The organism is Microbulbifer variabilis, from assembly GCF_056232115.1.
Map to the genome: position 1 here is coordinate 1,952,300 of NZ_CP174325.1, position 17,586 is coordinate 1,969,885.

A 17,586-nucleotide genomic window follows, 5' to 3' on the forward strand; every position below is an offset into this window, starting at 1 on the left:
TGAAATGTTCCGGTGCCGCTTTTGAGAGACGCCCCAATCGAGGAATAACAATGAGCGATAAATTGCTGTGCGAAGTGGATAGCGAGGGCGTGGCCACGGTCACCCTGAACCGGCCGGAAATCCACAACGCTTTTGATGATGAACTGATCCACGAGCTGGCCACCACCTTTGACACCCTGGCGCAAAACCCCGCTGTACGTGTGTTGGTACTGGCTTCCAATGGCAAGAGCTTTTCTGCCGGAGCCGACCTCAACTGGATGAAGCGCATGGCGACCTACTCAGAAGAGGAAAACCGCCGAGACGCCGCTGCGCTTGCCGCCATGCTGTACAAGCTTGATACCTTCCCTGCGCCTACTATCGCGCGGGTACAGGGCGCTGCATTTGGCGGTGCTGTGGGCCTGGTGAGCTGCTGCGATATGGCCGTGGCCTCTGAGCGCGCCAGCTTCTGTTTGTCTGAAGTCAAAATCGGGCTGCTGCCCGCCACCATCAGCCCCTATGTCATCAATGCGATCGGCACCCGCCACGCGCGCCGTTACTTTGTTACGGCGGAGCGCTTCTCCGCCGAGCGCGCGGAACAAATGGGCTTGGTATCCGAAGTCTGCGCCGAGGGCGACCTGGACCTGCATGTGCAGAAATTAGTGAATGCCATCGCCGATAATGGCCCCAAAGCGGTCGCCATGGCCAAGCAACTGGCCATGTCCATGTCCAACCGGGTTATCAACGATGAATTGCAGGGCCAGACCAGCGCGCTGATCGCTGCCGTGCGTGTATCGCCGGAAGGACAGGAAGGGTTGAGTGCGTTTTTGGAAAAGCGCGCACCCAAGTGGATGAATGGTGGCGAAGGATAATTTTATGATTCGCAAACTGTTAATAGCTAATCGCGGCGAAATCGCCTGCCGTATTATAAAGACCGCCCGCCGCCTGGGGGTGGCCACCGTTGCCGTCTATTCCGATGCGGATGCCGACGCCCTGCATGTGCAGATGGCGGACGAAGCGGTACACCTGGGTCCGGCGCCGGCCAGGGATTCCTACCTGGATATTGACAAGGTATTGGGTGCTGCGAAGCAGACAGGCGCGGATGCCATCCATCCGGGTTACGGCTTCCTGTCGGAAAATGCCGAGTTTTGCCGCGCCTGCGATAGCGCCGGCATTATTTTTGTCGGCCCGCCCACCGGCGCGATTGAGGCGATGGGCTCCAAGTCCGCCGCCAAACGTATTATGGAAGAGGCCAATGTGCCCCTGGTGCCCGGTTACCACGGCACCAACCAAAATGAAGAGCTGCTGGAAGGTCACGCCAACCGCATCGGTTACCCGGTATTGCTGAAAGCCGCTGCCGGCGGTGGTGGTAAGGGCATGCGCCGTGTCGACAGTGCCGGTGAATTCCACGAAGCACTGGGCGCTGCCAAGCGTGAGGCCATGAATGCCTTTGGCGACGACATCATGCTGCTGGAGCGCTATGTGGTGAGTCCCCGCCATGTGGAAATTCAGGTGTTCTGCGATCAGCAGGGCAACGGTGTCTATCTGTTTGAGCGGGATTGCTCGGTGCAGCGCCGCCACCAAAAAGTAGTGGAGGAAGCTCCCGCACCGGGCATGACTCCGGAGCTGCGCGCCCGCATGGGTGAAGCGGCTCTGCGTGCGGCCCACGCGATTGGTTACGTGGGTGCCGGCACGGTGGAATTCCTGCTGGATGCCAGCGGTGCCTTCTACTTTATGGAAATGAATACCCGCCTGCAGGTGGAGCACCCGGTGACGGAAATGATCACTGCCCAGGACCTGGTGGCCTGGCAGCTGTCAGTTGCCGCTGGCGATACCCTGCCCATGGGCCAGGATGAGCTGCAGATCAATGGCCACGCCATGGAAGTGCGCATCTACGCCGAAGACCCGGATAATGATTTCCTGCCGGCAACTGGCGTGTTGGTGCGCCACCAGCCCCCGGCGGAAGGCGAGGGCGTGCGGGTGGACACCGGCGTGCAGACCGGCGATGAAATCAGTGTGCATTACGACCCGATGATCGCCAAATTGATCTGCCACGGCCGCACCCGCAAAGAAGCCTTGGCCAAACTGGATCGCGCATTGCGTGATTATCAGATTGCCGGTGTGCGCCACAATATCGAATTCCTGCGCAGAGTGATCAATCACCAGGCATTTGCCAGCGGTTGTATTTCGACCCATTTTATCGAGGATTACGAAGCGGAAGTACTGCACCAGGAGCAGACACTGACGCCGCTGAAATGCGCTGCTATTGCCGGTTATTTGCAGCAGCGTGAAGAGCGCGATCTGCGCAACAGCGCACCCCAGCGGGATCCTTTCTCTCCCTGGCATAATGGCGATAACTGGCGCAATGCTCTGGCTGGCAGTCGCACCCAGACGGTGGACTACCGTGGCCAGCACGCTCAAATTCGCTTTGTTGCAGAGGGCGATAGCCTGCGCTGGACTTGCGATGCCTTGCCTGAGGAACAGAACAGCGGTGACATTCGCCTGCTGCCGGGACGCGACTTGATGCTGGTGGATGGCCGTCGCATGAGTTTCTCCGCCGTGGATACCCGCGATGGTGGTGCTGTATTTATCGATGGCACCCAGGTGGAATTTAAGTTGCTGCCACCAGATATCGGTGAGAGCAATGACCAGGCCCACGGCCTCGATGCCCCCATGAACGGCACCATAATTTCGCTGCTGGTTGAGCCCGGCTCTACAGTAGAAAAAGACCAGCCGCTACTGGTCATGGAAGCCATGAAAATGGAACACACCCTGCGGGCTCCAGCAGCCGGCACTGTGCAGCAGTTCTTCTGCGCCGAAGGTGAATTAGTGGATGGCGGTAGCCTGCTGGTGGATTTTGCCGGGGAGGAGCAGTAATGACTTTGCCCAAGCAAGTCAAAATCGTCGAAGTGGGCCCCCGCGATGGGTTGCAAAATGAAAAGCAGCCTATCTCTGTGGAGACCCGTATCGCGCTGGTGGACAAGCTCAGTGCCAGCGGGCTGTCGGTTATTGAAGCCGGCAGCTTTGTCAGCCCCAAGTGGGTACCGCAAATGGCCGCCAGCGAGGAAGTGCTGGCGGGTATCCAGCGCAAAGACGGTGTTATCTACAGCGCCCTCACGCCAAACTTAAAAGGCTATGAGCGCGCAGTGGAAGCCAAAGCGGATGAGGTCGCTGTATTCGGCGCGGCCTCAGAAGCCTTCACCCAGAAAAATATTAATTGCAGTATTGCTGAGAGTCTTGAGCGCTTCCGTCCACTGGTGGAAAAAGCCAAGCAAGGCGGTATACCCGTGCGCGGATACGTATCCTGCGTACTTGGTTGCCCCTATGAAGGCGATATTGATCCGGCCAAAGTGGCAGAAGTCAGTGCCGCTCTATTGGAAATGGGTTGCTACGAAATTTCCTTGGGCGACACCATCGGTGTCGGCACCCCGGAAGCCGCCAAGCGTATGCTGAAACAGGTGATGGCCCGTGTACCTGTGGAAAAACTTGCGGTGCATTTCCACGATACCTACGGCCAGGCCTTGGCCAATATCTACGCGGCCTTACAAATGGATGTCGCAGTAGTAGATTCCGCCGTAGCTGGCCTGGGCGGCTGCCCCTATGCCCGCGGCGCTTCCGGTAATGTTGCCAGTGAGGATGTACTCTATATGCTCAATGGTATGGGTATTGAAACCGGCGTGGATTTACAGTTGCTGGCAGAGGCTGGGAACTTTATTTCTGAACAGCTGGGGCGGGAGACCAACTCCCGTGTGGCCAAGGCTTTGGTGCCTTGCTGAGAAATTTCTAGGGCGGTTGGAACACCGCCCAGATACTATGGATTCACTTATTAGCGAAGATCAGATATTTACCCGATAAATTAGTGGGTAATTATTTCCGTTACCTTCCCGGCAATCCTCTACTCCAAAACCTACAGTATTAGATTTTGCAAAATATGCAGACAAAAGTGATGAGAATTGCTCTTTCGTGTCATTATTATTTGTTCCATCATTGCGGTCGAATTCTATGACTACATGGTTGCTGGAAGCTGATGGGCAGCCTTCCCCTAATTCGTTGCCGCTAGCATTTGGTGAGAATTTAATAACTGCATAGTATTTATAGGTAGTAATGCCTTCGATAGTTTTATTAGGCTCAATGGTGCTTGATGCAAAACTGGTGCTGGCTAGTAGCGCTAGTAGTAGTCCGGAGAATAAATTTTTCATTTTCATAATATAATTAAAAACTCTTAACTCACTTAAGTGTAATGAAAATCATCTGTCAATTTTTAGCCCGGCCATTTTATGGTTAATTAAGAAAGATTGAAATCGATTTATTATTATTTTGTACCCCTCGTTTAATTGGAATTAACCGCCATATTTGCAAGTGATAGTTATTACTAGAAGCTCCCGTGCTGCGCCTAAAAAAGGAAAGAGTAGGTGTGGATAATAATTTTTAACCTGGGTTTTTTGGTTTTCTATATAGGGTTAATTGTCGCAGGTGGTAAGCTTTTTTGTTTCTATTTCAGTAAGTTTTTGTTGGTTGGTTGTTTTAAGCTGATAGCTAGAAATTGCTGTATTTGCTTCTTATTGTCTTTTTGAATTTGAGTTGTTGAATAATTATAGCGATTCAATATTCCGATTTGGGTATAAGGTTAAAGGTTACCAATTTAGTAATTATTTTTAGATTTGGGCGCTAAAACCCTAAATGGCCGCATCATATCGTAATCCTCATGGGAGAGTAGATGGCAGTGCCATACATAGAGTCCCTCGCGGTCGAATCGGGCTATTACCCGTGTTACTTGGCCGGGAAGGGCAATGACCGTATCTTTAGGGCCGCTTTCTTCCGGTTGTGGTGGAAGGGGTTTCCCCTGTAGAGATGTTACTTCCAGTCGTGCCCCCTGAAATACCTTATCGGTATGCATAAATTTCTGCGGCTTGGGGATAAGTTTGCCTTTAAAAGGCTGACGATCCAGTACCTGGAATTCCACCAGATGAATATGGATTGGATGAGCCGATACTGTAGGGTTGTATATCTCCCAGATCTCTACGGCGTTGTGCTGGATAATTTCCGTGGTAGGGTCCTCGAAAAATAGGGAGCCTTCTTTTACTGGACCTAACATCAGCAGATTACGGCCATAGGGGTCGTCCAGGCGGTAGGTGGCAAGCTGTCGTGTGTAGTTCGCTTGACTAAGCCTATTAAGTGGAGGGCGCAGGGGAGTATTCAAGGTTAGCTTTAAATCTCCAATCATATCTTTGACCGCTGCTTTCTGTTTATCGGGAGAGGCTTTTGCAGGTGCCGAAGCAATATGGAATTGCAAAACTTGGCCAGTGGTATCGGGGTCGGTAGCTGGTGTGGTGCCACCGCGTCCATCACTTAATACACGTTTACCATCAGGGTTGTATACCAGTGGAATTGAACTCTTTGGATCATTGGCCTCTACAAATCCCTTAAAAGGGATATCCGGTCCAAAATTTCGCAGTGTCAGTTTGTGTCCTTCATAACCACTGAAATCCACTAAAACATCTGCTCGCTCTGCGGGCGCCAATACCAGCTCGTTAAGTTGCACAGGGAGATCGAGAAAGCCACCGTCGCTGCCGACCTGCACAAAGGGGGTACCTTCGTCGATCCTGAGTATCAGTGTGCGTGTATCGGACGCATTGAGTAATCGCAGTCGATAAACGTGTGGTGTGACGTTGACTTTGGGCCAAGCCATGCCGTTTACCAACATAAAATTGCCAAAAAATTCGTCCAGGTGAGAAGGGTTGGGCCAATTGGCCTTCACTGCCTTGTGGGAAACCGGTGATGGAGGCTGGTCCCTCCAACCAGGAAAATAGAGCTGCCCATCTGAGCTAAACAGGCTGTCTGTAATAGCGGCAACCAAGGTACGCTCTTCTGTGGGAAGTAGTTTTTCCTGTATCAGGCGATCTTCATTGTCGTCGCCGACCAAGTAAAAACCGAATAATCCTGCATAAACATTAAGTCGGGTCATTCCCAGGGTGTGATCGTGATACCAGATAGTGGTGGCATCCTGGGAGTTGTCGTATTCGTAAATCTTTTTTTCAAATAACGGGCCCGTCTCGTGATAATTTCGTGTGTACCAAGCGAGGGGATTGCCGTCACTTTTCCATTCTGTATGCCCGCCGTGAAGATGAATAACCATGGGTACAGCTTTGGGATCTTTTACATCGGCGAGGTGAATGGATCGATCCACCGGAAATAGATGCGGCCCCGGTAGCTCATTGGCCCAGTGTACAAATACCGGTTGGCCTTCCCGGGCGCGAATAGTAGGGCCGGGAGAGTGGATGCGACCTGCATACTCAAAACCCCAGGCCTTTGTCATTAAACGTTTGCCTTCCTTATCCCGTAGCCCCATCCAAACCTGGGTGGGCCTTGCTGGCAGTTTGAGTGGAGCTGAGCTCTTGGGTCGGATCTCTACAGGTATTGGCAGCTCGTTAACGAATTTATCCACAGTTGTTGGATCCAGGAGGGTCAGGGGAGGTGCCTTGACGACGGAAATTTTTTCCTCGCTAGCAATTAGGGAAACAGGAAGTGATAACAATAGGCAGAAGAATATCCGAAGCATTGGCTGCTCATGGTGGTTCGTATTTAACAGCCAAGTATAGGTAAGGGAGTACTGTCAGATCGGAGAGACCTTAAGTGCAGACAAAGGCGCACAGGGCCCTTACCTGATGCGACCCTTCACTAGATAAAGCGATTGATCGCCGTTTTGGCATTGTCCTGATAGGTAGGGTTGTCCAGGTCCGGGAAAAGCTTCCGCTGTTCACCTAGAGGTCCTGTCAATCCGCGTTCACTGCCGTAAAAAATACCTGTGCGGAAGGATGTTGTATCCAGCAGGGCATCGATATAGCGCTTGGCGCCTATTTCGACTTTGTGGACTTTGCCCAATAGCAGCATAATCCGCATCATGCCCTTCATCATATATTGCTTGAATAACGACAGTGTATTGAAGCCCTCTGTGCCTACAGTAGCCCCCGGACTCATGGTTACGAAGCGGATATGGGGGAATTCCCGTGCCATGGAAGACATCCATAGGGCGCCCATATACTTTATCGGACCATAGGGCACCGTAGCGTCTTTGGTACTGGCATAGAGCTCTCCTTCACAGATCTGCATAAATTCCTCCACAGAGGCGCTTTTCAGGTCTGGTTGCTTCATACCCATCTCTTTTACGCCGCGAGCGGCCTCGGAGCCGGCGTAGATAGCAGCCTGGGTTAATTTATTGGCTTTCAGCAACTCGTTAGTCAGTAGTGCATGCCCGAGCAGGTTGACGGCGAAAATTTGTGTGACTCCCTCAGGGGTTTTCTTATAAAACTCTTTACCTCCAGTGCCGCCAGCATTCATAACCAGTGCATCAATTGGGGAGTCTAAGGTTTGAACCGCCTCTTTCACGGATTGTTGATCTGCGACATCGATCAGCAATACTTCGAAGATATTCCTTCCTGTTTCCGACATCAGCTCGGCCTGGGCTTTTTTGGCTCTCTGCAGATTGCGGCACCCGAGATAGATCTTGTTAATCTGCTGGTACTCCGCCAGTTGCTTGGCGCACTCCCTGCCTAAGCCTGCATTCGCTCCGGTAATCAATACACTCTTAATCATCTTTCTGTCTCTGTGGATATTGGGAACTGGTGCCCAGATATGGATATACCCGGCTGTTGGAGGGAAAGATAAGCGGTTAAGCGCCTCGGGTTTTGATATTTCTTGCTGTCCTCATGGGATACCAAGACCGCAAGAAATATCAAAAATTGGGCCTTACCGACCAATATGATTAGGTCATCTCTTCAAATACGGCAAACTAAGGTGACACTATGAATCAGGCGAGTTCTATAGAAAGAAAAATTTTCCAATTGTTAGTGGTAGCACTGGCAGTGATCTGTTTTGTTTCTGGCGGGATCAGTGCATTTGGGGGGCTGAATGGCAGTGCTGCCCTGAGTGGTGGTGCTATGCTTTTTGGCCCGGATAGCCCCTTGAGAGGATTTGGGGATAATCAATATCGATTTGCCTTTGGTGTTTTCTTTGCCCAGGGGTTGGTTCTACTGTATTTCCTGAGCAATATCGAAAAACATAAAGCATTGTTTTACTTCGTGGCTTTATCCCTCTTCATTGGCGGTCTGGGTCGCTTAAGCAATATTCTGGAATTTGGATTGGTGGATGACCAGGTTTTACCGCCTACGATTATTGAGCTTGCGATAGTTCCACTTCTGGTTTTTTTGCATAGGCGAGTGGCCTCTCAAAGTTAGTCATTAGAAGCTCTTAGTCAAGCAACTTAAAATTTTTTATGCTTAAGAGGTTATTGCTTTGTTACCAGTATTTTTACATATAGAGTCTTCACCAAACCTACAGGAATCGCAGGCTCTTCAGCAGTATATAGGTTTGGCTCCGCAATTAATGCAACAGTATGGGGGGGTGCCTATCGCCTCTTATGATGTGGAAGAAGCCCTGGACGGAGGTCGGTCACCAAAGGCATTTGTTGTGGTATCTTTTCCGGATCGGGAGGCGATCTATGCATTCTTCAATGATCCAGCCTACCAGGCGATTATTCCTTTGAGGGACAAGGCATTTGCCCATTTACGCTTTTTTATCACTAGTGAACGAATTTGATTTAAAGGCATGCTAAACCGGGAAGGTATTCCTCAAAAATCTCACCGTCCCAACGTAAATAGGCAGTAAAGGAGCCTCTCATGCAGCGATTTTTTAAAAGTATCAACTTTGTAGAGCAGCATCTATACGACAAAATTTCTGTTCACGAAATTGCCGCTGCCTCTCATTACTCCACCTACCACTTCAGCCGTATTTTTAAGGCATTAGTGGGGGACTCACCGAAAGAGTATTTGCGTAAGCGCCGATTGACCGTCGCTGCAAAGAGGTTGTTGAGTGAAGATATTGGTATTCTTGAGCTTGCCATGGAGTGCCAATTTGATTCCCAAGAAGCGTTTACTCGCGCGTTTAAAGCTTTATTTAATGTAACCCCGGCGCAGTATCGAAAGCAGCAGGACCCTTTCCGGTTGCTATATAAAGATCAATTTAGCCCCCATATGCTGCACTTCTTGAAAAATGAGCTGTCCATGGAGCCACAAATTATTTCGCGCCCAGCGATGCAATTGGTGGGGATAGCGCAGGAATACGATCATGAAAATCTCAGCTTGCCAAAGCTCTGGTCTGCATTTCGACCTTACAGGGATAAAATCCCCAATCGTATCAACGATGAATCGTTTGGCATCTATGAGTGTTATGAGGAAGCGGGTGATGAAATTCAGTTTAAGTATGTCTGCTGTGCGCCGGTTGCCGACCTGACTCAGGTACCGGAGGGAATGGTGGCGCGGGAACTACCGGAGCAGCTATATGCAAAATTTGTTCACCGCGGATCTATTACCACCCTGGAGCAGACATTGAAGTATATCTGGGGGAGCTGGCTGCCAAAGTCTAATTATGACTATATCGAGAAACCAGACTTTGAGCTCTATCCGCCCAGGTATCAGGTTGCCAACCCGACAGCCGAAATGTACCTCCATATCCCCGTTAAAGAGAGACAATGATCGTTTAACAATAACGCAGATTTATCACTATTCAACATTTTTGGCTACTTGATCTGTGCCATACCGATTTTGCAGATTGCTTCTTCGATCGAAATTTTTATGTAATAAATTTTATATTGGAGGGAAGTACTCCCTGCAGGTGTTCGCGAAAGAAGGCAAGCTTATCGGATGGAAAGGTAAATTCTGGAATTTTTCCTGGTGAAATCTGGTTGTAGGATAGGGAAAAAAATAGCCACGCTCCTCAACTGAGTCAATGGCTATCTTACTTATTTCGGATTTTTTGATTGATAAATTGCCAATAAAGGAAAACGTTTCATCGAGTCGTACATGAGAAACGGCAAAGCCGATCACTATGGTGCTATAGGAGAATGGCCCCTTTTACTTTAAGTTGTGAGAATTGTTCTGCCCTTCAAAAAGAAGAATAATTTTTAATTTCTTAAGCAGAACTCCCTTACTCTATATCTTAGTTTTCTTGGCTTCTCTAGATAATGGTTGCCAAAGTGGATAAGGCGCTATGCCCAGTGGTTTATTTTTAGAGTGGTTCTAAAGAGTAGCAACTATAAACCTTGCTGGTTTCTATCTTGGTATTTCGATCGTACTAGTTTCTGCATAATCTGCTAACATCGGCGTAAATCCTGTTGTTAGATCAATCCCTATGAAACTATTACGTTGGCTCCTGCTTATTGTGCTTGTCTTATTGGTGATTTCCGCCCTTGCGGCGCCGGGTTTCATTGGCCCCAAGGTGGAGGAGGTCTGGAAACAGCAGGTCGGTAGGTTACAAGGGGGTAATTCCACGAGTTACCAGCGTGGCTGGTTTGGTGCTGAGACTAATACTGAGGTTGGACTGCAAAATGGTACTACTGAGCTGCATACTGAAATTCACCATGGCCCTGTACTGTTTACTTCCCAAGGGCCGAGATTAGGGGTTATCTATAGTGAAACACGCTTGGAATTGGAGCAGTTAACCCCTGAACTGCGCGCACGGCTTGAGAACATATATGGCCGTTTACAGGATAGCCCATTGGTGCTGGAAACTCTTGTAACAGCCGATAACCGCGTACTGAACACACTGCGTTTTGAGCCCTTCAAAAATACCGGTACCTATGGCCAGCTGGAATTTGGTGGCGGTGAAATCACAGTAAAAACGGATTATAGCGGAGCCATGTTAGATGGCGTTATTGATTTGGGTAGCCTGCGACAGATACGGGGCGGGGTGGAGGTATTATTTACTGAGCCCCTCAAGGGTGAGTTTCAAGTAGAGCCCGGGCGCGGTGGTAAGGCGCAGCTGCAATTATCGTTGTTACGTGCTGAGTCTGATTCGGGACCTGTACAACTGCGAAATATTACTCTCGACCTGGATTTGGAAATGCTTGCTGCACAGACTTTAAAAATTGTAAGTGATTTGCAGTTGCCCAATGTAGAGTCTGCAACTCCGATCATCTCCGCTCGTCAACAGATGACCTTGCCCGAAATCACCGCTGCAGACTTGGGCCACTACCTGCGTGTGTTGTTGCCCAATCCTGAGCGCAACTGGGCCCGTGAGATGCGCCCACCTTTGCGTCTTCAACAGCAACTGGTAGTGGAGTCACATAATGGTCCGGTGTTAGTGGATGCGGATATTGACTGGAAAGGGTTACAACGTCCACCTCGTCACCGTGGGGGCAGCCCACTGAATCAATGGTTGAAACCACTGGTGGGCACCATGACATTGAGCGCGGCGGAGTCAGCCCTATTGCAGTCACCATTAGTAGCTCAAGCAATGATGTTACGAGAATATGGGCTGCTACTGGAAAAAGATGGTGAGCTGCAAATGCACCTTGAAGTAAAACGGGGACAGTTGGAAGTGAATGGCCAGGATTTGCCACCGGACCTATTTATCATGGCGCTTACCGGGCGGTTTTGATCGGAACTAAATAGGGGAGCGGCCCGTCCGCTCCCCGCATACTATCGAGTGGCCTCGATTTGATCACACAGCTGTGCTGCACTTATCTTGGAACAGGTTTCCCACTACCCTCAACCAGTATTGCGCATACCGGCTGCAATTCCGGCGATGGTAACCATTAAGGCACTTTCCAATACCGTGTCGGCCTCCCTCTCCCGCAAACGCGCCATCAGCTCTGCCTGGAGCAAGTGAAGTGGATCTGTATAGGGGTCACGTACGCGTATCGACCAACGCATTACCGGATTATTATCCAACAGACTTTCCCGCCCGGTGAGCCGCTGCAGTGCACTCACTGTGTGGCTGAGGCGCTCTCGGAGGTTCTCACCAAGGGCAATCAATTCCTGATCGTCGGTCAGTCGCTCCTCATACCAGGAGGCGACCCGTGTATCGGACTTGGCCAATACCATTTCCAGCATATCCACCACGCCTTGGAAAAAGGGCCACTGGTGGTTCATATCGCGCAGAGTATCGGCCTCGTCAGCGTGCTTTAAGGCCTGCTCCAAGGCGGTACCGGTACCCAGCCAAGCGGGTAACATTAAGCGAATCTGGGTCCATGCGAATACCCAGGGAATGGCACGCAATGTTTCCACGCCGCCACCGGGCTTTCGTCTTGCAGGGCGGCTTCCCAGAGCGAGCCGGCTCAACTCCGTTTCGGGAGTGACGGTGCGTAAGTAAGCGACCAGCGCGGGGTCGTCGCGAACAACCTCCCGGTAGCTATCGACAGAGATATCCGTAAGGCGCTCCATTTGGTTGCGCCACTCAGGTCGTGGTTGCGCGGGTGGCATTAGGGTGGCCTCAAGTGTTGCAGCCACGTACTGCTCCAGGTTATAGGCAGCAACTGCCGGACGGCCGTATTTAAAGCGGATCATTTCTCCCTGCTCGGTAACCCGGATGCGGCCGGCAACAGAACCTGGCGGCTGAGAGAGCAGAGCCATCCGCGTGGGGGAACCGCCACGGGAAATGGAGCCTCCGCGACCATGGAATAAAGTCAGTGGAATACCGTGGTTGCGAAAGATATCGGTGAGTGCTTCCTGGGTGCGAAATTGCGCCCAGGCGGCACCGAGGAAGCCGGCATCCTTGGCGGAATCTGAATAACCAATCATTACCTCCTGGCCATCCAGCACACGTTGCTTGTATTGGGAAATATTGAGCAAGGTGCTCATGGTGGTGGCAGCATTGTTCAGATCGTCGAGGGTTTCAAACAGTGGTACTACGCGCATTGGTTGTTGAACGCCGGCAATTTTTTGCAGCAGCATTACCGCCAGGACATCGGAGGATTTTTTCGCCATGGAAATCACATAGGCACCGAGACCTTCGGTGCCCTGCTCAGCGACTACCTTGCAAGTTTCCAGCACTTCGCGCACATCTTCATCGCAGAAATCTGTTTGGTAAAAATCTGCGTTGATCAATGGCCGGCGGTTGTCCAGCTCTGCCAGTAGGAACTCCAGTTTGCGCTTCTCATCCCAGGTGGCGTAGTTGCCAATACCGAGATAGCGAGTGATGGCATCGAGAGCATCTGCATGGCGAGTGGATTCCTGGCGAATGTCGAGACGTAGCAAGGTAATGCCGAAACAATTGAGACGGCGCAGGGTATCTTTAAGCTGGGCATCGGCAATTGCGGAGAGGCCCATCGAGCGGAGGGAGCGGTCGATTAGGCGCAGTTGTTCGGACAGTTGGGCGCTGGTGAAGGTTTCGCCCTTGGGCTTCGGTTGGTTATTGATGCACGCTTCTATCTGCGCGCGAGTGTTGCGCAAACGGTTGCGGATCTGGCGCAGCACCAGGCGATAAGGCTCGTGGCTAGGTCCAGTATGCGCTAATAACTCTTCGCTGGCTTTGTGCATCGATAAGTCTGCAAGCAGATTTTCCACATCCCGCAAGTAGAGATCGGCAGCCATCCAGCGCGCAAGTAGCAACACCCTACGGGTTACCGAGGCAGTGACATTGGGGTTGCCATCGCGATCGCCCCCCATCCAAGAGGCAAAGCGGATAGGCACCCAGTCTTCCGGCAGAGGCGGTAACTCCGCCAGATCAAGCTCTTTCTCAATGGCGCGCATGCTTTGGGGAACTGCCTGCCACAGGGATTGTTCGATAGTGGCAAAGCCCCACCTGGCCTCGTCGACCGGTGTCGGCCTTTCGCGCCGAATTTCATCGGTGCTCCAGGCAGAGAGAATCTGTTCATGTAAATGTCGCCGTAGCTCCTGGCTTTCCTCTACAGTGAGGTCTGGCCGGTCCAGCTTAGCGAGCAGGTCAGCAACTCGGTCGTACTTGCGGATCAAGGTGCGGCGGGTAACCTCTGTAGGGTGGGCGGTAAGGACCAGCTCTACTGACAGGTTCTGCAAAACCTTGTGAATTTCATCCGAGGGTATCTTGGCCCGTTTCAGCTCCTCCAGCACCTGGCGTAGGCCGCGATCGGTGTCTGGGTCGCCGGAGAAGCGCTGGTGCTGCCGGTGCAGGCGTTCGCGATGGCGTTGCTCAGCAATATTCGCCAAGTTCAGGAATTGGCTAAAGGCGCGCGCTACCTCGAGCAGGGTCTCATCATCGAGGGGATCAAGTAGATGACGCAGGCGATCTACCTGCATCTCTCCAGTGCTGCGGCTCTCTACAGCGGCCTGGCGTATCGTTTCGACGGTATCGAATAGCTGCTCGCCAGCCTGCTCACGCAATACCGAACCCAGCTCCTCGCCAAGCAGACGCACATCTTCCCTCAGTGGGGTATTTTGATCCTGACTCACGAATCCTATTCTCCCTAGCAAAGGCAACGAGGCGATTATCTTCGCATAATTTCACCTGCTGGGGGATTGGACTTCTAGCCATATTGAAATTCAGGGCGAATAATCCGAACAATAAGAAATTTAAATTAGTAAGTATTCAACTAATTAATAGCTGGTTGGTAGTTATTTGTCATAAATTTACACAAATTAGGGGAGGAGGCTTTTTCTAGTGGAATTAGTGAATTTAGAGAGGCAAAAACATTTTACTTCGAATAATCGAGCAGAATCTTTGTTTCTTTTGTCACTGGGTGTGTGTTCTTAGCAGTAGTGATTAAAAGGAAAATATTGGCTTTAGGAAGGCTTACAAAAATTAAAGAGAATGTAAAACCTGCGCAATATGTTGCGCAGGTAAAACGCATATTTTGAATTTATTAACTTTTGCAAAGTCAGTAGGCTGGGCGACGATCTACGAGTACCAGCCAGCCGCGGATGACACGGTAGAAAACCCAGATCCAGTTAATGGCGAGAACGATATAGCCAAGGCCAAAAATCCATACGGTGCAGATGCCTACGATGGTCCACAGCAGCCAGAACCAGAAGGTACGAATCTGCCAGCGAAAATGGGATTCTGCCAGGGTGCCGCGCACATCGCTGCGTTTAAAGTAGTTGATCAGCACACCAATAAACATTGGAACAGCAGTAAACAGGCTGATGGCCTGGATTAAATAAACCATGATGGCCAGGTCGCGTCCGCTTTGCTCTCGGGCTTCCTGGGACCGCACGGGGTACTGCTCAGACATAACTTTATTCTCTTAAGGGTTCAGTAAAATATAGTGTGGCCTGAGCGATTCAATTCAACTTAGGTGAGTTGGAATGGCAGTTATTTGCGACAATCGGATGTGGTCGCCGCCTTTGACGATATGGAGCTACCCCTTTTATTTCAAGGCCCACTCTGTGTGTACATTGCGTTCACGCCAGGCTTTTAGTTGGCGAACGGATTCACGCATAAGTTGCAGCAGCTCCGTGCGCTGTTGCCTGCAGTGCTCCCGCTCGCTGTCGATCGATAGATTGGCTGCGAGGCTGCGCAGGCGTGCGGCGACACTGTCGAGCCCAACCTCTGATGCAGCTCTGGATATATTTTGTGCCTGTTTTTCCGCATCCCGCCAGTGGCGTCCAGTCAGGGCACTGGTCAGGGTGGTTATCCGTTTGGGCAAGGTGGCACTGCGATCACTGAGGAGTTCGGCGAAAGTCAGGTGATCGAGAGTGTCCCGCTGGCGAAACAAAGTGTTGGTATTGAGAAGTTTTGCTGGCCGCGGTTTTTGTTGGATATTGGCGTCCTGGCTGCGTCGCCCGGCCCAGCTCATTAATTGCATTATTTGGCGGTCGGCGACAGGGTGAGTAAGCACCCCGGTAAAACCGCGGGCCTGGTAGCGCTCTTTGTCTCCAGTATTAGTATTTTGCAGCAGGGCAAAAATTGGGAGTTCAGCGCCGCGTTCACGGCGAATTTCACGTACTGCTTCAACACCATCCATTAGTGGTAGATGAGTGTCCGTGAGAATCAAATCAAATGTTTTTTGCAGCGCGGCACTACTGCCGTCAATACCATTACATTCCCGTTGCACATGGTGTCCCATGGATTCCAGGACTGACTGGAGGGATTCGTGTTTATTATTTTCTACTAATAACACTGAAAGGCGAGTACCGTTATTTCCAATAACTTCCTTTGGCAACTTCAGTTCCACCATTTCCACTTTTCCAACCTGGCGAAGGTCATCCAGGGATTTAAGTACCGCATTAAGTTGGCGCTTGCCGATTTCCACCAGGGCCTTGATGTTATTGTCTTCACTACGTGCCAGTAAATTAAGGGTGCCGAGTAAAGTATCTAGTGGATGGTGTAACTGGTGACGGGCGATAGTGAGTAGATCAGATTTTTCTTGTCGTAAAAGTTCCAGGCTTTCGCGAGTTTCTTCCAGTTGCTTTCCCATAGCATTAAATTCGCTATTGCGGCTGTGCACTTGCTGAAACAGACTGGTATTTTCCGCGCCCAGACTATCAATGCGTCGGTCAGTTTCCCGTTTTAATTTGCTTAGACTCAACTGTCTATTCAGTGCAAAAGCACAAACTATCAAAAACGCAATGACCGTTAAGACGAGCCAGATAATTGGCAGCTGTTGATCGAGAGTGGGCAGCTCGTAAGCCTGTGCGATACTGGAGATAAACACAGAGCCACATACTATTGAGCCGATCAGCAGGGCGTGTAATGAAACACGACGAGAGGGTACCCTCCCAGAAGATATGGTTTTTATCATCCTTGTAACCATTTTTTTGTTGGGGCGGACTAAATCCTGCAGTCCGCATTCTGTTTTTTACGGTGGGTTTCTATAGATACTCCCGAATACTTCAGACCGTTTGATACTGCAATATTGCACAGGGCACAAGAGATATTTTTTGGATGAAGGCCCTATGCAGGAGGAGAAAACAGTCATATGTATGAATGCTTTCTCTACTATCCAAGTAATATCGCGCCAATCAGGCATTGGCGATTTTTTTGTAGGGGTTAATAGGTAGGAATTGCAGCCTATTACAAAGGCTGGGAGGACAGACTTTTTTACAGGACGCGTACGAGGTTTGGCGAGTTCACAACTCAGGCTAAACGGCGCGATTCCCTGTGAATAAAACCCTGAGGCAATTAGGCGGCCTGGGGTAAACGCTCCTGCAGTAGCTGTAACATACGCTCTGAAGGGAGGAAGAGACGGATGCCATCGCAGTGGGCGAGTAGCTCCTGATAGAAATAATCAAAGTGGGTGCAACCCAGGATCAGGATTTGCACGCCGCTTTTTACCAGTGCGGCAACGAGGTCATCGAGGGCATGCTGCTGCACGATCATTTCCGCGGCGAGACCGTCCTCAATATCCTCGACAATCTGCAAGTTGCCGATGCCAATTACTTTTGCAGTTTTATTGCGCTCGAGGATTTCACGCTCGATATTGGCGCAACTCTGGCAGTTAGCTGCGAGCAGGCCAAAGTTGCGATAGCGCTGTGTCAGCTCGGCGTAGACTTCCAGGGGCGAGACAACCTCAATGGGGGAGGCGGCTTTGACTGCCGGCATATCTACCGCACCGGAAAGGGAGTTGCAGTAGATCATGGCAGCATCAGCACCTGCTTCGTGCAATTGCTTGATGGCTTCGATCAGTTGCTGAGTGAGGGCACCGCGCTCCAGGGCTTGCAGTTGGGTCTGGGCTTGTGGCGATGCTGAAAGTGAAAGGCCCAGCCCGCGAAACTGTCGTGCAGCAAGGAAATCGAGACCAAAGCGGGTATCTGTGGGGGTGCCGGCGACTATGCCAATGGTCATCGAACTCTTCTCAATGGCGTTATAGGTCAACACAGCGAATTTCCTCTCTCTCGTAATGCTCAGTCGAGTGTTATT

At 50.9% G+C, this 17,586-nt stretch carries 14 protein-coding genes; 7 read left to right on the plus strand and 7 right to left on the minus strand.

Going from position 1 to position 17,586, the window contains the following annotated elements; genetic code table 11:
• Nucleotides 1–50: 50 nt before the first annotated feature.
• From ACJJI7_RS08475 to ACJJI7_RS08485, 3 genes are read left to right on the plus strand one after another with little or no spacing between them, the layout of a single operon-like run.
• A complete protein-coding gene (locus ACJJI7_RS08475) occupies nt 51–848 on the plus strand; it encodes an enoyl-CoA hydratase/isomerase family protein (protein WP_282953633.1) in 798 nt (265 codons plus the stop codon).
• 4 nt (nt 849–852) lie between these two features.
• Nucleotides 853–2,853: an acetyl/propionyl/methylcrotonyl-CoA carboxylase subunit alpha gene (locus ACJJI7_RS08480; RefSeq protein WP_282951825.1), complete on the plus strand. Its 2,001-nt coding sequence runs from the start codon at nt 853–855 to the stop codon at nt 2,851–2,853.
• Nucleotides 2,853–3,752 (plus strand): hydroxymethylglutaryl-CoA lyase, encoded by a 900-nt coding sequence (locus tag ACJJI7_RS08485; RefSeq protein ID WP_444902320.1) that lies wholly within the window; start codon nt 2,853–2,855, stop codon nt 3,750–3,752. The genes ACJJI7_RS08480 and ACJJI7_RS08485 overlap by 1 nt, the downstream gene beginning before the upstream one ends.
• A 60-nt stretch (nt 3,753–3,812) precedes the next feature.
• Here the strand turns inward: ACJJI7_RS08485 and ACJJI7_RS08490 are convergent, their stop codons facing one another.
• From ACJJI7_RS08490 to ACJJI7_RS08500, 3 genes are all read right to left on the minus strand, one after another.
• Nucleotides 3,813–4,181, minus strand: a complete 369-nt coding sequence (locus tag ACJJI7_RS08490; protein WP_444902319.1) for a hypothetical protein — start codon at nt 4,179–4,181, stop codon at nt 3,813–3,815.
• 437 nt (nt 4,182–4,618) lie between these two features.
• Entirely contained in the window at nt 4,619–6,535 is a 1,917-nt protein-coding gene (locus ACJJI7_RS08495; protein ID WP_444902318.1) for a multicopper oxidase family protein, read from the minus strand.
• 119 nt (nt 6,536–6,654) lie between these two features.
• Nucleotides 6,655–7,569: an SDR family NAD(P)-dependent oxidoreductase gene (locus ACJJI7_RS08500; protein ID WP_444902317.1), complete on the minus strand. Its 915-nt coding sequence runs from the start codon at nt 7,567–7,569 to the stop codon at nt 6,655–6,657.
• 209 nt (nt 7,570–7,778) lie between these two features.
• Between ACJJI7_RS08500 and ACJJI7_RS08505 the strand changes: the two genes are divergently transcribed.
• From ACJJI7_RS08505 to ACJJI7_RS08520, 4 genes are all read left to right on the plus strand, one after another.
• Entirely contained in the window at nt 7,779–8,210 is a 432-nt protein-coding gene (locus ACJJI7_RS08505; protein WP_444902316.1) for a DUF4345 domain-containing protein, read from the plus strand.
• Nucleotides 8,211–8,268: 58 nt separating this feature from the next.
• The gene (locus tag ACJJI7_RS08510) at nt 8,269–8,571 is read left to right on the plus strand and encodes a DUF1330 domain-containing protein (protein ID WP_020411580.1); all 303 of its coding nucleotides are present in this window, start codon (nt 8,269–8,271) and stop codon (nt 8,569–8,571) included.
• Nucleotides 8,572–8,651: 80 nt separating this feature from the next.
• Nucleotides 8,652–9,506, plus strand: coding sequence for an AraC family transcriptional regulator (locus ACJJI7_RS08515; RefSeq protein ID WP_444902315.1), 855 nt, complete (start codon nt 8,652–8,654; stop codon nt 9,504–9,506).
• Between the two features lie 655 nt (nt 9,507–10,161).
• Nucleotides 10,162–11,409 (plus strand): DUF945 family protein, encoded by a 1,248-nt coding sequence (locus ACJJI7_RS08520; protein ID WP_444902314.1) that lies wholly within the window; start codon nt 10,162–10,164, stop codon nt 11,407–11,409.
• A 110-nt stretch (nt 11,410–11,519) separates the two neighbouring features.
• Here ACJJI7_RS08520 and ppc read toward each other — a convergent pair whose 3' ends face one another.
• From ppc to ACJJI7_RS08540, 4 genes are all read right to left on the minus strand, one after another.
• Nucleotides 11,520–14,180, minus strand: a complete 2,661-nt coding sequence (gene ppc, locus ACJJI7_RS08525) for a phosphoenolpyruvate carboxylase (RefSeq protein WP_444902313.1) — start codon at nt 14,178–14,180, stop codon at nt 11,520–11,522.
• Nucleotides 14,181–14,605: 425 nt separating this feature from the next.
• Nucleotides 14,606–14,959: a DUF4870 family protein gene (locus tag ACJJI7_RS08530; protein ID WP_282951817.1), complete on the minus strand. Its 354-nt coding sequence runs from the start codon at nt 14,957–14,959 to the stop codon at nt 14,606–14,608.
• 135 nt (nt 14,960–15,094) lie between these two features.
• Entirely contained in the window at nt 15,095–16,468 is a 1,374-nt protein-coding gene (locus ACJJI7_RS08535; protein WP_282951816.1) for a response regulator, read from the minus strand.
• Nucleotides 16,469–16,848: 380 nt separating this feature from the next.
• Nucleotides 16,849–17,544 (minus strand): aspartate/glutamate racemase family protein, encoded by a 696-nt coding sequence (locus tag ACJJI7_RS08540; protein WP_020411574.1) that lies wholly within the window; start codon nt 17,542–17,544, stop codon nt 16,849–16,851.
• Nucleotides 17,545–17,586 lie beyond the last annotated feature (42 nt).

Excerpts from the sequence above, each read along its gene's own strand:
- ACJJI7_RS08475 (WP_282953633.1), top strand. The coding sequence starts at position 51 with ATGAGCGATAAATTGCTGTGCGAAGTGGATAGCGAGGGCGTGGCCACG.
- ACJJI7_RS08480 (WP_282951825.1), top strand. The coding sequence starts at position 853 with ATGATTCGCAAACTGTTAATAGCTAATCGCGGCGAAATCGCCTGCCGT.
- ACJJI7_RS08485 (WP_444902320.1), top strand. The coding sequence starts at position 2,853 with ATGACTTTGCCCAAGCAAGTCAAAATCGTCGAAGTGGGCCCCCGCGAT.
- ACJJI7_RS08490 (WP_444902319.1), bottom strand. The coding sequence starts at position 4,181 with ATGAAAATGAAAAATTTATTCTCCGGACTACTACTAGCGCTACTAGCC.
- ACJJI7_RS08495 (WP_444902318.1), bottom strand. The coding sequence starts at position 6,535 with ATGCTTCGGATATTCTTCTGCCTATTGTTATCACTTCCTGTTTCCCTA.
- ACJJI7_RS08500 (WP_444902317.1), bottom strand. The coding sequence starts at position 7,569 with ATGATTAAGAGTGTATTGATTACCGGAGCGAATGCAGGCTTAGGCAGG.
- ACJJI7_RS08505 (WP_444902316.1), top strand. The coding sequence starts at position 7,779 with ATGAATCAGGCGAGTTCTATAGAAAGAAAAATTTTCCAATTGTTAGTG.
- ACJJI7_RS08515 (WP_444902315.1), top strand. The coding sequence starts at position 8,652 with ATGCAGCGATTTTTTAAAAGTATCAACTTTGTAGAGCAGCATCTATAC.
- ACJJI7_RS08520 (WP_444902314.1), top strand. The coding sequence starts at position 10,162 with ATGAAACTATTACGTTGGCTCCTGCTTATTGTGCTTGTCTTATTGGTG.
- ACJJI7_RS08530 (WP_282951817.1), bottom strand. The coding sequence starts at position 14,959 with ATGTCTGAGCAGTACCCCGTGCGGTCCCAGGAAGCCCGAGAGCAAAGC.
- ACJJI7_RS08535 (WP_282951816.1), bottom strand. The coding sequence starts at position 16,468 with ATGATAAAAACCATATCTTCTGGGAGGGTACCCTCTCGTCGTGTTTCA.